Below are 13000 nucleotides of genomic sequence, written 5' to 3'. Positions count from 1 at the left end.
TGCGATACGCGCGCGACGGGCCCTACTCGTCCAGGAAGTTGCGCGTCACGCTCGAGTCGATCTTGACGCCGGGCCCCATCGTCGAGGAGACGGCGACGGACTTGACGTAGCGGCCCTTGGCCGTCGAGGGCTTCACGCGCAGCAGCTCGCTGAAGAGGGCGCCGTAATTCTCGGCAAGCTTCTCGGCAGGGAAGGACACCTTGCCCATGGGGACGTGGCAGATGCCGTAGCGGTCCGCGCGATACTCGACGCGACCGGCCTTGAGCTCCTTGACCATCTTCTCGACGTCCATGGTCACGGTGCCGAGCTTGGGGTTGGGCATGAGGCCGCGGGGGCCGAGGACGCGACCGAGACGGCCGACCTTGCCCATGAGGTTGGGCGTCGCGACGACGGCGTCAAAGTTGATGTTGCCGGCCTGGATGTCGGCGATGAGCTCGTCGGACCCCACGATGTCGGCGCCGGCGGCCTCGGCCTCGCGCGCCTTCTCGCCCTCGGCGAAGACGGCGACGCGCACGCTCTTGCCGGTGCCGTGGGGCAGGCTGATGGAGCCGCGGACGTTCTGGTCGGCCTTGCGGGTGTCAACGCCGAGACGGACGGAGACCTCGACGGTCTCGTCAAAGCCGGCGGAGGCGAGCTCCTTGACGAGCCTCATGGCGGCCAGGGGGCTGTAGAGCGTGCCGCGCTCGACCTTCTCGAGGGCGGCGTTGTACTTCTTTCCGTGCTTGGGCATGTTCGTACCTCCTGAAGGTAGTTGCGAGGTTCAGCGGGCCGCCTCCCACGGCAGACCCTCCCTCGAGATGCTGAGGTTACTCGGCGATCGTGACGCCCATGGAGCGGGCGGTGCCGGCGACGATCTTCTTGGCCGCCTCGATGTCGTTGGCGTTGAGGTCGGGCATCTTGATCTCGGCGATCTTGGTGAGCTGCTCCTGGGTGAGCTGGCCGACCTTGTCGCGCTGGGGGACGCCCGACCCGCTCTTGAGCTTGAGCTCCTTCTTGATGAGCTGGGCCGCGGGGGGCGTCTTGGTGACGAAGTCAAAGGAGCGGTCCTCGTAGACCGAGATCTCGACGGGGATGATGTCGCCGGCCTTGTCCTTGGTCGCGGCGTTGAAGGCCTGGCAGAACTGCATGATGTTGACCTGCGCGGCGCCCAGGGCGGGTCCCACGGGAGGGGCCGGGTTGGCCGCGCCGGCGGGGATCTGAAGCTTGATGAAGTTGACGACCTTCTTCTTGGCCATGGTGGACTCCTTGATCGAACGTGTGTGTCGGTATCGTGCGCAGTCCCGAGAAGCCATCCTCACCGATACGGGACTGGGGGTAATCGCTTACGAGAGCGTCGCGCTCACCTGGTCGAGCGTAAGCTCCACGGGCGTCTCGCGACCGAAGATCATGAGCATGACCCTGACCTTGCCCGCCTCGGGCATGACCTCGGCGACCTCGCCCTCGAAGTCGGCAAGGGGGCCGCTGATGACCTTGACGGACATGCCGACCTCAAGGTTGGTGGTCATCGTGGCGCGCTTGGCGTCGCGCGGGCTGGCGCCCGTGCTGCGGCCCATGAGCTTGTTGAACTCGGAGCGGCGCAAGGGGACGGGATTTCCCTGCGAGCCCACGAAGCCGGTGACGCCGGCCGTGTTGCGCACGACGCTCCAGGTCTCGTCGTCCAGCTCCATGCGAACGAGCACATAGCCCGGGAAGACCTTGACCTCCTTGGTCTCGCGCTTGCCGCCGTCCTTGATCTCGGTCACCTGCTCGGTGGGAATCTGGATGTCAACGATGCGCTCTTCCATGCCATAGGTCTCGATGCGCTGCAAGAGGTCGGTCTTGACCTTGTTTTCGTACCCCGAGTAGGTGTGAACCACATACCAGCGCTTAGCCATTGCCAATCACCGCCCTCAGCCCGGTATACAGATTGAAGAGGTTGACGAACCCAAGGTCGACGAGCCAGACCGCAACGCCCACCACCACAAGCATGACGATGGTGGCGACGGAGTAGTTGACGAGCTCGGGACGGGTGGGCCAGGTGACGCGCTTGAGCTCGGAGCGGACCGCCGAGAGGTACGAGCGCACGCGGCCGGGCTTCTTGGCCTTGGCAAGCTTGTCGCCCCGCTTCGCCTGCGCTTTGAGGGGGCCCTTGTCGGCAGCCCCCCGCGTGGCGTCAAGGGTGGCGGCCTGCAGTGACGCGCGCTCCGCCCGCTCCTGCTGGCGCGCCTGGCGAGCGCTTCTCTTCTGTCGCTCTTTCTTTGCCATTCCTGCCCCTCTTGATAATCCCTCTTCATAGAAACCGGCCAACCCCGAAGGGAAAGCCGGTGGTGTTAGCTGGCACGCCAGGAAGGACTCGAACCCTCAACACTCGGTTTTGGAGACCGATGCTCTACCAATTGAACTACTGGCGTGTGAGAAACCTAGCTTAGCGGGTTTCCTTGTGAACGGTATGCTTGTGGCACCACGGGCAATACTTCTTGAGCTCCATACGGTCAGGAGTGTTGCTCTTGTTCTTATAGGTGGTGTAGTTGCGACGCTTGCACTCGGTGCAGGCGAGAGTAACCATTGTACGCATGAAACCTCCCGTGGTCTGTCGCGGGCAATACCACATTGCCAGCGACGCAACGAAATACGCTACCATTCGTTGGTTTTATCTGTCAACCATCAAGATGGTCAAACTCAATCCTCGACAAAACCAGCAGACGGCCGAGCATTCCGGCGATCGGCCTGGCATGTTGGCGGCCTTTCCAGCACTGTGGCGATCGCCTGGCATGTTGCCGACGCGCCCAAAAAAGGCCCGACGCCCTCACAGAAGGCGCCGGGCCCACATGCCAGTGTTACGCGAGACCCCTACTCGGTGATCGTGGAGACACGACCGTCGCCGACGGTGTGGCCGCCCTCGCGGATGGCGAAGCGCAGGCCCTGCTCCATGGCGATGGGGTGGATGAGCTCGCAGGTGACGGTCACGTGGTCGCCAGGCATGGCCATCTCGACCTTGGCGCCGTTGGCGTCGGTGAGGGCCTGGATGTCGCCGGTCACGTCAGTGGTGCGGAAGAAGAACTGCGGACGATAGCCCGAGAAGAACGGGGTGTGACGACCGCCCTCGTCCTTGGTGAGGACGTAGATCTCGCCCGTGAACTTGCTGTGGGGGGTAACCGAGCCGGGCTTGCAGAGGACCTGGCCACGCTCGACGTCCTCGCGCTTGATGCCGCGCAGCAGCACGCCCACGTTGTCGCCGGCCTCGCAGAAGTCCATGGTCTTGCGGAACATCTCGATGCCCGTGGCAGTGGACGTCTGGGTCTTCTTGATGCCCACGATCTCGACGGGCTCGTTGAGCTTGAGCTCGCCGCGCTCGACGCGGCCGGTGACGACGGTGCCGCGGCCGGAGATGGTCATGACGTCCTCGATGGCCATCAGGAAGGGCTTCTCGTTGTCACGGGCGGGCGTGGGGATGTAGGAGTCGACGGTGTGCATGAGCTCGACGATGGAGTCAACCCACTTCTGCTCGCCGTTGAGGGCGCCGAGGGCGGAGCCGCGGATGATGGGGGTGTCGTCGCCGGGGAAGTCGTACTCGGAGAGCAGGTCGCGGGTCTCCATCTCGACGAGGTCGATGAGCTCCTCGTCGTCGACCATGTCGCACTTGTTCAGGAAGACGATGATGTAGGGAACGCCGACCTGACGGGCGAGCAGGATGTGCTCGCGGGTCTGGGCCATGGGGCCGTCGGTAGCAGCGATGACCAGAATCGCGCCGTCCATCTGGGCGGCACCGGAGATCATGTTCTTGACGTAGTCTGCGTGGCCGGGGCAGTCAACGTGAGCGTAGTGACGCTCCCAGGTCTCGTACTCCACGTGGGAGACGGAGATGGTGATGCCGCGCTGACGCTCCTCGGGGGCCTTGTCGATGTTCTCGAAGGCGGTGTAGTCAGCCTTGCAGCCCTCGGTCTCGGAGAGGACCTTGGTGATGGCGGCGGTAAGGGTGGTCTTACCGTGGTCAACGTGACCAATGGTACCGATGTTTACGTGCGGCTTGCTTCGATCGAACTTCTCCTTGGCCATTGCCGTCCTCCTTCTGAAACAACCCTCAGGCCATCCTGCTGCTACATATCTCAAACGGCGCCGAGGCGCCGTAAGATTCGTGGTACCGGTGACTGGATTCGAACCAGTGACATCGCGGGTATGAGCCGCGTGCTCTAACCAGCTGAGCTACACCGGCGGGTGCCGTTCCCGACAAGGCGAAATGGAGCCCGCGACCAGATTTGAACTGGTGACCTCTTCGTTACCAACGAAGTGCTCTACCGACTGAGCTACACGGGCGTGGTGGGGATGCTTGGACTCGAACCAAGGAACCCAGAGGGAGCGGATTTACAGTCCGCCGCAGTTGCCGCTGTGCCACATCCCCATTTCGGTTGTCAGGCTCGCCGGGACCCGTATTTCCGATGGGTTTCCCATGCGAGCGGAGAAATAGTACGACGTGGGTCAAGTCATGTCAACCGAATCCACGCATCCGGGCGTATCTATCCCATGAATACTGCACAAACCCACGTAGACGGCGGAATGCGAATGCGGGCCGACGGCACTTGCCGCCGACCCGCAAAAATTCCTGGAGCTGGTGGCCGGGCTCGAACCGGCGACAACTAGTTTACAAGACTAGGGCTCTGCCAACTGAGCTACACCAGCGGGCCTAGGTATGATAGCAAACCCCTCCTGGGAGGCGCAATGTGCGGGCGCCCGCTAGCCCCTGCCCAGCAGCGCGTCAAGCCTGGCACGCGTCCGCGGGTCGAGGCGATCGGCAAGCGTGAGCCGCTGGTGGCCGCGCTCCTCGCACGCACGTCTCATGTCGGCGTTCATCTCGCCCACGTCGTGCACGAGCACGTCGCTCGAGATGCGCGTCACCGGCACGCCGCCCACGGTGGCACGAATCGTGTTGTCGCTCGTGACGACGCTCACCTCGCGCGGCTGCAGGCGCGCGCCCGTGACGAGGCGTTCGATGACGTCGTCCGCCGTCTCGCCCCGTGCCGAGAAGATGACGCCGATGCCGGCGCGGGAGAGGTTGGGGCGCTCGGGCGAGACGTTGCCCGCCGCGTCAAAGACCACGACCGCGTCGTAGCGACCATGGGCATAGGCCGCCACGTCAGAGATGAGCAGCTCACGCGCGCGCACGAAGGGGTCGTCGGCGTCCTCGTCCATGAGGCTGGCGTATCGGCCGCCCTTGAAGATGACATTATAGCCGTCGACCACCAAAAGCTCGCGTCGTCCCTGGGCGGACGTGCGCCGTGCCTGGGCCTGGGGCGAGAGAGGCGCCGCCGGCGCGTCATGCCTGGACATCCGCGCCCCTTTCTGTTGCGGCGGCCATGGTGCGACGCAGCCACTCGTAGCACAGGACGGTCGTGGCCTGGGCCACGTTGAGCGACTCGACGCGCCCGCGCTGGGGAAGGCGGCACTCAAAGTCGCAGCTCTCGCGCACCAGCCGCGAGATGCCCGCGCCCTCGCTGCCCATGACCAGGCAGAGCCTGCCCGAGAGCGGCGCCGACCACACCTCGTCTGGCGCGTGCTCCGTGGCGCCGCACACCCAGAAGCCGGCATCCTTGAGCTGGTCGATGGCCGCGGCGAGATTGGAGACCTGCGCTATGGGCAGGTGCATGACGGCGCCCGCCGAGGTCTTGTAGGCGCCCACGCCCACGCCAGCGGCGCGTGCCTTGGCGATGACGACGCCCGCGGCCCCGACGACCTCGGCGGAGCGGACGATGGCGCCGAAGTTGCCCTCGTCGGTCACATGGTCCAGCAGGACGACGAGCGCGTCCTTGGGTCCCGCCGCCTTGATGACGTCCGACAGGCTGGCGTAGGCAAAGGGTGCCGCCTGCGCGACGACGCCCTGATGGGCGCCATGGGAGCTCATCGCGTCAAGACGCTCCCGGGAGACGGCCTGCACGGGGACGTCGGCGGCCGCGAGGCGGCTGACGAGGCGAGCGAGCGTGGCGTCGGAGCCGTCCGCGCCGCCCTGGACCAGGGCGCGTCTCAACGGGATTTTGGCGTCGAGCGCCTCGGCGACGGCCCGACGGCCCTCGATGAGGCCTCCCGCCGGCGCATCATGGGGCCGCCGCCCCTCCGGACGGCGGCCGCCCTGACGAGGGCGATCTTTCCTGCCGCGTCCCGACCCCTCCGGACGCGCCGGGCGCGCGTCGGCGTCGCGAGGGCCTCCGGGACCGCGACCCCCTCCGAGCCTGGAACCCGGTTTCTTGCCCGACTTGGAGGCGCCCTGCCGGACGGCCTTGGGACGGGCCTCCCCTCGTTGTCCGGCGGGTCCGTGATGTCCGCGCGCCATGGGCGACCTACCCCCTCTCCGCCGGATGCAGGCGGACGCCGGCGGCCGTGTCCTCGACGACCAGGCCCAGCGCCGCGATGCCGTCGCGAATCGCGTCAGCGACAGGCCAGTTCTTGTCGGCGCGCGCGACGGCACGAGCCTTGAGCAGCGCCTCCGCCGCCTCCTGGGCGTCGGCGCCACCATAGCCGGCATGCTCGCGAGCGAGTCCCACGAGCTCGGCGGGAAGCTCGTCGGCGGCAGCCGACGCCGCGAGGTCTATGCCCAGGACCTCCATCAGCTCCTGAATCGTGTCGGCGGCGCGCAGGCAGGCGGCCGTGGCAAGGTCACCCCCCACGGAGGCAAGGTACTTGTTCGCGGCGTTCACCAGGCCAAAGACGGCGGCCAGGGCTCCGGACGTGTTGAAGTCGTCATCCATCTGGCGTGTGAACTCGGCCTGCGCCTCCTTGGCCGCCGTCGAGAGTGCGCGGTCCGCCTCGTTGAAGACGCCGTCCTGGGGGGCGTTCTTTGAGGCCCAGCGCAGGTTGCGCACGCAGCTCGCCAGGCGCGCGACGTTGCCCACCGACCCGTCGAGCAGGTCAAAGCGAAAGTCGAGCGACGAGCGATAGTGCGTCTGGAGCATGAGGAGGCGAACGGCGTCGGCGGGGTACCTGTCGAGGACCTCCCTGAGCGTATGGAAGTTTCCCAGGCTCTTTGACATCTTCTCGCCGTCCACGCGCAGCATGCCGGTGTGCATCCAGAACTTGGCCAGCGGCGCGTGCCAGGCGCAGCTCGCCTGGGCCGTCTCGTTCTCGTGATGGGGAAAGACGAGGTCCTGGCCGCCGCCGTGGATGTCGATGGGCGTGCCAAGGTAGCGGTGGATCATGGCGCAGCACTCGGTGTGCCAGCCGGGACGGCCGTCGCCCCAGGGACTGGGCCAGCTGGGCTCGCCGGGCTTGGCCGCCTTCCAGAGGGCAAAGTCAAAGGGGTCGCGCTTCTCGTCGTTGACCTCCACGCGCTCGCCGGCGCGCAGCTGGTCGAGGTCGCGACCGCTCAGCGTGCCGTAGTCGTGGTCGGAGCGCACCGAGAAGTACACGTCGCCGTTATGGGCCACATAGGCGTTTCCCTGCTCTATGAGAGACGCGATCATCTCCTGCATGGCGTCGATCTCGCGCGTGGCGCGCGGGCGAATGTCGGGGTCGAGCACGTTGAAGCGGTGCATCTGCTCTATGAAGGCGGCGGAGTACTCGTCGGCCACCTCAAAGGCCGAGCGCCCTTCCTCGTTGGCGCGATTGATGATCTTGTCGTCCACGTCCGTGAGGTTCTGCGCAAAGGTCACCTGGTAGCCCTTGTAGGACAGGTAGCGACGGATGACGTCAAACGAGACGAACGTGCGAGCGTTGCCTATGTGAATCTGGTCGTAGACCGTGGGGCCACACACGTACATGCGGACCTTGCCCTCCTCAAGGGGAACGAACTCCTCCTTGCGGTGGGTCTGGCTATTGTAAATGAGCATGAGCTCCTCCTTCGTCCTGTTCGAGCAGCGCCACGGCCCACGCGGCGATGCCCTCCTCGCGGCCCACGAAGCCCAGGTGCTCCGTGGTGGTGGCGGCAACGCCCACGCTCTCGACGTCTATGCCCAGGGCGCCGGCGAGGGCGCGACGCATCGCGAGACGATGCGTCGCGAGGCGGGGCGCCTGGGCGGCGATGGTGCAGTCGCAGTCCAGGATGCGATAGCCCCTGTCGCGAGCGAGGCCGGCGACCTGGCGCAGCAGCTCGCAGGAGTCGGCGCCCTCATAGGCGGGGTCCGTGTCGGGAAACAGCTGCCCTATGTCCTCGGCGCGCATGGCCCCCAGCACCGCGTCCATGAGCGCGTGGGTCACCACGTCGGCGTCGGAGTGCCCGAGAAGCCCGCGCGGCGCGGGGATGCGCACCCCGCCCAGGACGAGGTCCCTGCCCTCGGCAAAGGCATGCACGTCAAAACCATGGCCAATGCGCAGCATCAGCGCCCGCCCCCCTTTTCGGCGTCACGGTCGAGCGCGGCGGGGCCTTGCTCGTCGCCCCAGGCGACCAACGTCGCCGCGTCGATGCCGCACCCCTCGCCCATGAGGCGAGCCCTCATGAGCGCCTGGGCGACAAGATAGTCCTCGGGGACGGTGACCTTGATGTTGGCGGCGCTCGACGGGAAGCAGGCGACCCTGCCGCCCAGGCGCTCCACGAGCGAGGCGTCGTCGGTGCCCAGGTAGGCGTCGGCGCGCGCGGCCCGGTGAGCCTCCCTGAGACGGCGGAGGCTGAAGACCTGGGGCGTCTGCGCACGTCGGTAGAGGCTGCGGTCCGGCGTCGCGATGATGGAGCGCCCCTCCACCAGCTTGAGCGTGTCGGTGACCGGCGCGCAGCAGATGGCCCCGGCCAGGCCCTGGCCCTCGCGCAGGCAGGCGATGCATCCCTCTATGGCGCTCACGTCGACGAGGGGTCGGGCGGCGTCGTGCACGGCGACGTAGGGCAGGGCGTCGTCGGCGGCCTGCAGGCCCGAGTAGACCGAGTCCTGGCGCGTCGATCCCGCGCGAGCCAGCGTCAGGGGCTTGGCGAGCGAGACGCTGGGAAGCACGTGGTCGCTGACCTCATCGTCGCGCTCGTCGGACACCACCAGCACCAGCCGACCTACCGAGGGGGCCCGGTCAAAGGCCAAAAGCGACCAGGCGACGACGGGCAGACCGCAGAGGTCGACGTACTGCTTGCCTCGGGGGTTGCCAAAGCGGGCGCCCACGCCCCCGGCAAGGATGACGGCGGTGGTGTCGGGCGTCGCGCCGGAGGCCCTCAGGCGCTGCGGCAGCACGCGGGCGCAGCCCTGGGCGCTCATGCGCGCTTGCCCCACATCCGATAGAGGCTGTCTGCCAGGATGCTGGGATTTTTGACCCCCACGTCGTCAAGGCGCTCGGGATTGCTCTCGATGTTGTCGAGCAGCGTCTGCAGCGAGCCAAACTCGTCGACGATCTTGTCGGCCATGCCCTTACGCACCACCGAGACGTTGGAGAGCGTGCGCAGGCCCAAGGGACGCAGGATGGCGTCCTCGGTCATCTCCTCATAGCCCAGAAGCTCCGCCACGCCCTTGGCGGAGCGCAGGTCGGCGTTGTCCGTGCCGTGCAGCTCGCGACGGATGGCGGCGGCGTTTGCCTCGCTGTTGTCACGCGCATAGTCGCGCAAGAGCAGCGTGTAGTCGTCCGAGGTGTTGCCCAGCAGCTCCTCCCGCTGCATCTCGATCGACTTGCCCTGGCTGCCCAGCTGCAGGACGAGGCTCTCGAGCTCGGCGGAGACGGTCGTGAGCATCTCGAAGAGATAGATCGTCTCGGTGATGTCCGCGAGGGTCACGTAGTTGTCAAGCTCGAGCGTCGTCAGGCGCAGCAGGGCGCGGTCGAGCCTGCCGCGGGTGCTCTCCATGGAGACGAGCAGCTGGTTGACGCTGCTCATGAGCTCGGGCACCGACTTGAGCTGATGCCCCTCGCCCCCGATGTAGACCGTGACCACCTGGCGTCGCTCGGAGACCGAGATGACCGTCGCCTTGGTGAGCAGGCTCATGCGCGCCGCCGTGCGATGGCGCATGCCCGTCTCGGTCGTGGGCAGCGAGGGGTCGGGGTTGAGGTGATAGTTGGCGCGCAGGATCTGGGTGAGGTCCTTGTCGATGACGATGGCGCCGTCCATCTTCGACAGCTCGAAGAGACGGTTTGCCGTGAACGATATGTCGAGCTTGAAGCCGTCGTCGCCCGCGTCGATGACGTTGTCGGAGTCACCGATGCAGATGAGGGCGCCCAGGTGGCCGGCGATGATCATGTCGAGGGCGTGACGCAGGGCCGTGCCGGGCGCCGTCTTCTTGATGGCGTCGCGCAGGCGCTCCTTGACGTCGCTCGTCTCCTGCGTCGGCCGGGCGTCTTCCATGTGGCTCTCCTTAAAAGAGGCCGACCCGCGTCGCGGGCCGGCCGGACTGTCACAGACAGTGTATCACCCGCGCTCATGGGTCTGCCGCATGCGACGTTGCGCCAGAGCCCTCCGCGCGCGCGGCCCCCAAGCAGGCTGGGGGCCGCAGGAGCGAGGGCGCGGGCGCGGGCCTACTGGGTCTGGCGGCTGGCGCCGTCGGCCGCGCCGGAGGCGGGCAGCGGGCGCGAGGCGCTCCAGTGCTCGCGAGCCTTGGGCAGATCCATGTGCAGCCGGGTGGAGGGCTCTGGTATCTCGCCCTCGACACGCTCGAAGCTCAGCTCGTCCGCCGTGCCGTCATGGTCCGCCTTGACGATGTCGCCCTCCTTCCACCTGCCCTCGAGCAGCTGCTCGGAGAGCGGGTCCTCGATGAGGGTCTGAATCGCGCGGCGCAGCGGGCGCGCGCCGTAGACGGGGTCAGTGCCCACCTTGACGATGTGGTCGCGGGCGGCATCGGTGAGCTCTATGGACATGCCCTGGGCGATCATGCGATTGCGAAGCTCGGCGACCATCAGGTCCACGATGCCACGCAGCTGGTCGGACGTGAGCGACTTGAAGACGACGACCTCGTCCACGCGGTTGAGGAACTCGGGCCTGAAGAGCTTCTTGAGCTCGCTCATGACGCGGGAGTTGATCTCCTTGTCCGACAGGCCGCCCGACCCCTGCGCGGAGAAGCCCATGGAGCTCGTCTGCGCGATGTCGCGGGCGCCCACGTTGGAGGTCATGATGATGACCGTGTTGGAGAAGTCCACGGTACGGCCCTGGCCGTCCGTGAGCCGCCCCTCGTCGAGAATCTGGAGGAGCACGTCAAAGACGTCGGGGTGGGCCTTCTCAATCTCGTCAAAGAGGATGACGGAGTAGGGCCTGCGCCGCACCGCCTTGGTGAGCTCGCCCCCCTCGTCGTAGCCCACGTATCCCGGAGGCGCGCCGATGAGCTTGGCCACCTCGTGGCGCTCCATGAACTCCGACATGTCAAAGCTGATGAGCGCGTCGTCACTGCCAAAGAGGAACTCGGCGAGCGACTTGGCGAGCTCGGTCTTGCCCACGCCCGAGGGTCCGAGGAAGATGAACGAGCCTCCGGGCCTGCGCGGGTCCTTGAGCGCGGAGCGCGAGCGGCGGATGGCCTTGGCCACCTTGGTGATTGCCTCCTCCTGCCCGATGACGCGCTGGTGCAGGGCCTCCTCGGCGCGCAGCAGCTTGCTCGCCTCCTTTTCGGTGAGGTTGGAGACGGGCACGCCCGTGATGTCCGAGACGACGTCTGCGACCTCCTTCTCGGTGATGAGCGTGACGGCGGCGTCAGTCTTCTCGTGCCAGGCCCGCTCAAGCTCGTCGCGCTTGGCCCCCAGCTCCCTCTCGCGGTCGCGCAGGCGCGCGGCCTCCTCGAACTCCTGGGCGTCGGCCGCCTTGGACTTCTCCTCCTTGATGCGCGCCAGCTCCTGGTCGACCTGCTTGAGCTCGGGCGGCAGGTCAACCTTGTGGACGCGGGTGCGGGCGCCGGCCTCGTCGATGATGTCGATGGCCTTGTCGGGCAGGAAGCGGTCCTGGACGTAGCGGTTGGAGAGGGTCACGGCCGCCGCAAGGGCCTCCTCCGTGTACTTGGCCCGATGGTGCCTCTCGTAGGCCTCGCGCAGGCCATGCAGGATCTCGAGGGTGTCCTCGGGCGTGGGCTCGCCGACGTAGATCGGCTGGAAGCGGCGCTCGAGGGCGGAGTCCTTCTCGATGTGCTTGCGAAACTCCTCGGCAGTGGTGGCGCCGATGACCTGTATCTCGCCGCGCGAGAGGGGCGGCTTGAGGATGGACGCGGCATCGATGGAGCCCTCGGCGGCGCCGGCGCCGATGATGGTGTGAATCTCGTCGATGAAGAGGATGTCATCCTTGTTCTGGGAGACCTCGGCGATGACCTTCTTGAGGCGCTCCTCAAACTCGCCGCGATACTTGGAGCCGGCGACCAGGCTCGCCACGTCGAGGGTCCAGATCTGCTTGCCGCGCAGGATGTCGGGGACGTTGCCGACGGCCACGAGCTGCGCGAGCCCCTCGACGATGGCCGTCTTGCCCACGCCCGGGTCGCCGAGGATGAGGGGGTTGTTCTTCTGGCGGCGGGCAAGGACCTGCATGACGCGCTCCACCTCGCGGTCGCGGCCGATCACGGGGTCAAGCTCGCCGTCGGCGGCGAGGGCCGTGAGGTTGCGGCTGAACTGCTCGAGGACCGAGTCGTCGCCCTGCTGGCTCTGGCCGGGGCCCATGCCGCTAAAGAACTGCTGGCCAAAGCCAACGCCCGTCGGCTGCTGGGTGGAGGACGCGTCCTTCTCGGCGCTCTTCTCGATGAACTCGTTGACGGCGTTGCGGACGGCGTCGCCCGACACGCCCATGCGCGAGAGCGCGATCATGGCGCGGTCCTCGGGCTGCGAGACGATACCCAGCAGCAGGTGCTCCGTGGCGATGTAGGTCTGGCCCCGCGCCATGGTCTCGCGGTAGGCGTCCTCAAGGACGCGCTTGGCGAGCGGCGTGAAGGGAATGTGACCGCCGGGGATGGTCTCGTTGTCGTCAACTGAGATCTCCTTGACGGTGGCGAGGGTCTCCGTGTAGGTGACGTCGAGCTTGGCGAGCGCCTGGGCCGCCACGCCCTCCCCCTCCTTGATGAGGGCAAGGAGCAGGTGCTCCGTGCCCACGTACATCTTGCCGAGGTTGCGAGCCTCGTCCTGCGCAAGGCTCATGACCTTGCGCGCCTTGTCCGTGAACTTTTCGAACATTGAC

The 13000-nt window shown here is 66.8% G+C and carries 13 protein-coding genes and 5 tRNA genes; all 18 read right to left on the bottom strand.

From position 1 onward, the window contains the following. Positions 1–22: 22 nt before the first annotated feature. Positions 23–730: a 50S ribosomal protein L1 gene (gene rplA / locus BN3001_RS06780; RefSeq protein WP_058270994.1), complete on the bottom strand. Its 708-nt coding sequence runs from the start codon at positions 728–730 to the stop codon at positions 23–25. A 76-nt stretch (positions 731–806) separates the two neighbouring features. Further along, on the bottom strand, positions 807–1235 hold the full coding sequence (gene rplK / locus BN3001_RS06775; RefSeq protein ID WP_058270993.1) for a 50S ribosomal protein L11: 429 nt from the start codon (positions 1233–1235) through the stop codon (positions 807–809). 87 nt (positions 1236–1322) lie between these two features. Continuing rightward, positions 1323–1874 carry a transcription termination/antitermination protein NusG gene (nusG, locus tag BN3001_RS06770; protein WP_058270992.1) on the bottom strand — a complete coding sequence of 184 codons (552 nt, stop codon included), beginning with the start codon at positions 1872–1874 and terminating at the stop codon, positions 1323–1325. Beyond that, the gene (gene secE, locus BN3001_RS06765) at positions 1867–2244 is read right to left on the bottom strand and encodes a preprotein translocase subunit SecE (protein ID WP_058270991.1); all 378 of its coding nucleotides are present in this window, start codon (positions 2242–2244) and stop codon (positions 1867–1869) included. The genes nusG and secE overlap by 8 nt, the downstream gene beginning before the upstream one ends. 70 nt (positions 2245–2314) lie before the next feature. Beyond that, positions 2315–2390, bottom strand: a tRNA-Trp gene (locus BN3001_RS06760). 14 nt (positions 2391–2404) lie between these two features. Beyond that, positions 2405–2554, bottom strand: a complete 150-nt coding sequence (rpmG, locus tag BN3001_RS08245) for a 50S ribosomal protein L33 (protein ID WP_082630080.1) — start codon at positions 2552–2554, stop codon at positions 2405–2407. A gap of 275 nt (positions 2555–2829) precedes the next feature. Next, a complete protein-coding gene (gene tuf / locus BN3001_RS06755) occupies positions 2830–4035 on the bottom strand; it encodes an elongation factor Tu (protein WP_058270990.1) in 1206 nt (401 codons plus the stop codon). A gap of 80 nt (positions 4036–4115) precedes the next feature. Beyond that, positions 4116–4192: transfer RNA gene (locus BN3001_RS06750), tRNA-Met, on the bottom strand. Positions 4193–4217: 25 nt separating this feature from the next. Further along, positions 4218–4293 (bottom strand) — tRNA-Thr (locus BN3001_RS06745). A 1-nt stretch (position 4294) separates the two neighbouring features. Further along, positions 4295–4378: transfer RNA gene (locus tag BN3001_RS06740), tRNA-Tyr, on the bottom strand. Positions 4379–4580: 202 nt separating this feature from the next. Further along, a tRNA-Thr gene (locus BN3001_RS06735) sits at positions 4581–4656 on the bottom strand. Positions 4657–4710: 54 nt separating this feature from the next. Continuing rightward, entirely contained in the window at positions 4711–5304 is a 594-nt protein-coding gene (locus BN3001_RS06730) for an NYN domain-containing protein (protein WP_058270989.1), read from the bottom strand. Continuing rightward, a complete protein-coding gene (gene rlmB / locus BN3001_RS06725; RefSeq protein WP_148362967.1) occupies positions 5291–6301 on the bottom strand; it encodes a 23S rRNA (guanosine(2251)-2'-O)-methyltransferase RlmB in 1011 nt (336 codons plus the stop codon). The genes BN3001_RS06730 and rlmB overlap by 14 nt, the downstream gene beginning before the upstream one ends. A 7-nt stretch (positions 6302–6308) precedes the next feature. Beyond that, entirely contained in the window at positions 6309–7793 is a 1485-nt protein-coding gene (cysS, locus tag BN3001_RS06720; protein ID WP_058270988.1) for a cysteine--tRNA ligase, read from the bottom strand. Further along, complete coding sequence (gene ispF, locus BN3001_RS06715) at positions 7777–8280, bottom strand: 2-C-methyl-D-erythritol 2,4-cyclodiphosphate synthase (RefSeq protein WP_058270987.1); 504 nt, start codon at positions 8278–8280, stop codon at positions 7777–7779. Before ispF ends, cysS begins: the two co-directional genes overlap by 17 nt. Beyond that, complete coding sequence (gene ispD, locus BN3001_RS06710) at positions 8280–9137, bottom strand: 2-C-methyl-D-erythritol 4-phosphate cytidylyltransferase (RefSeq protein ID WP_082630040.1); 858 nt, start codon at positions 9135–9137, stop codon at positions 8280–8282. Before ispD ends, ispF begins: the two co-directional genes overlap by 1 nt. Beyond that, entirely contained in the window at positions 9134–10210 is a 1077-nt protein-coding gene (disA, locus tag BN3001_RS06705; protein WP_058270986.1) for a DNA integrity scanning diadenylate cyclase DisA, read from the bottom strand. The genes ispD and disA overlap by 4 nt, the downstream gene beginning before the upstream one ends. Before the next feature lie 170 nt (positions 10211–10380). Further along, positions 10381–12996, bottom strand: a complete 2616-nt coding sequence (locus tag BN3001_RS06700) for an ATP-dependent Clp protease ATP-binding subunit (protein WP_058270985.1) — start codon at positions 12994–12996, stop codon at positions 10381–10383. Positions 12997–13000: the final 4 nt, after the last annotated feature.

It is taken from the genome of Olsenella massiliensis (assembly GCF_001457795.1).
In the GTDB taxonomy this organism is placed as follows: domain Bacteria; phylum Actinomycetota; class Coriobacteriia; order Coriobacteriales; family Atopobiaceae; genus Olsenella_F; species Olsenella_F massiliensis.
Note: the sequence above shows the minus strand (reverse complement) of the source record. Positions and strands in the feature narration are given on the sequence as shown.

Bases quoted from the DNA above. Each gene is read 5' to 3' on its own strand.
- nusG (WP_058270992.1), bottom strand. From the start codon at position 1,874: ATGGCTAAGCGCTGGTATGTGGTTCACACCTACTCGGGGTACGAAAAC.
- cysS (WP_058270988.1), bottom strand. From the start codon at position 7,793: ATGCTCATTTACAATAGCCAGACCCACCGCAAGGAGGAGTTCGTTCCC.
- rplK (WP_058270993.1), bottom strand. From the start codon at position 1,235: ATGGCCAAGAAGAAGGTCGTCAACTTCATCAAGCTTCAGATCCCCGCC.
- rlmB (WP_148362967.1), bottom strand. From the start codon at position 6,301: ATGGCGCGCGGACATCACGGACCCGCCGGACAACGAGGGGAGGCCCGT.
- rpmG (WP_082630080.1), bottom strand. From the start codon at position 2,554: ATGCGTACAATGGTTACTCTCGCCTGCACCGAGTGCAAGCGTCGCAAC.
- ispF (WP_058270987.1), bottom strand. From the start codon at position 8,280: ATGCTGCGCATTGGCCATGGTTTTGACGTGCATGCCTTTGCCGAGGGC.
- ispD (WP_082630040.1), bottom strand. From the start codon at position 9,137: ATGAGCGCCCAGGGCTGCGCCCGCGTGCTGCCGCAGCGCCTGAGGGCC.
- rplA (WP_058270994.1), bottom strand. From the start codon at position 730: ATGCCCAAGCACGGAAAGAAGTACAACGCCGCCCTCGAGAAGGTCGAG.
- BN3001_RS06730 (WP_058270989.1), bottom strand. From the start codon at position 5,304: ATGTCCAGGCATGACGCGCCGGCGGCGCCTCTCTCGCCCCAGGCCCAG.
- secE (WP_058270991.1), bottom strand. From the start codon at position 2,244: ATGGCAAAGAAAGAGCGACAGAAGAGAAGCGCTCGCCAGGCGCGCCAG.
- disA (WP_058270986.1), bottom strand. From the start codon at position 10,210: ATGGAAGACGCCCGGCCGACGCAGGAGACGAGCGACGTCAAGGAGCGC.
- BN3001_RS06700 (WP_058270985.1), bottom strand. From the start codon at position 12,996: ATGTTCGAAAAGTTCACGGACAAGGCGCGCAAGGTCATGAGCCTTGCG.
- tuf (WP_058270990.1), bottom strand. From the start codon at position 4,035: ATGGCCAAGGAGAAGTTCGATCGAAGCAAGCCGCACGTAAACATCGGT.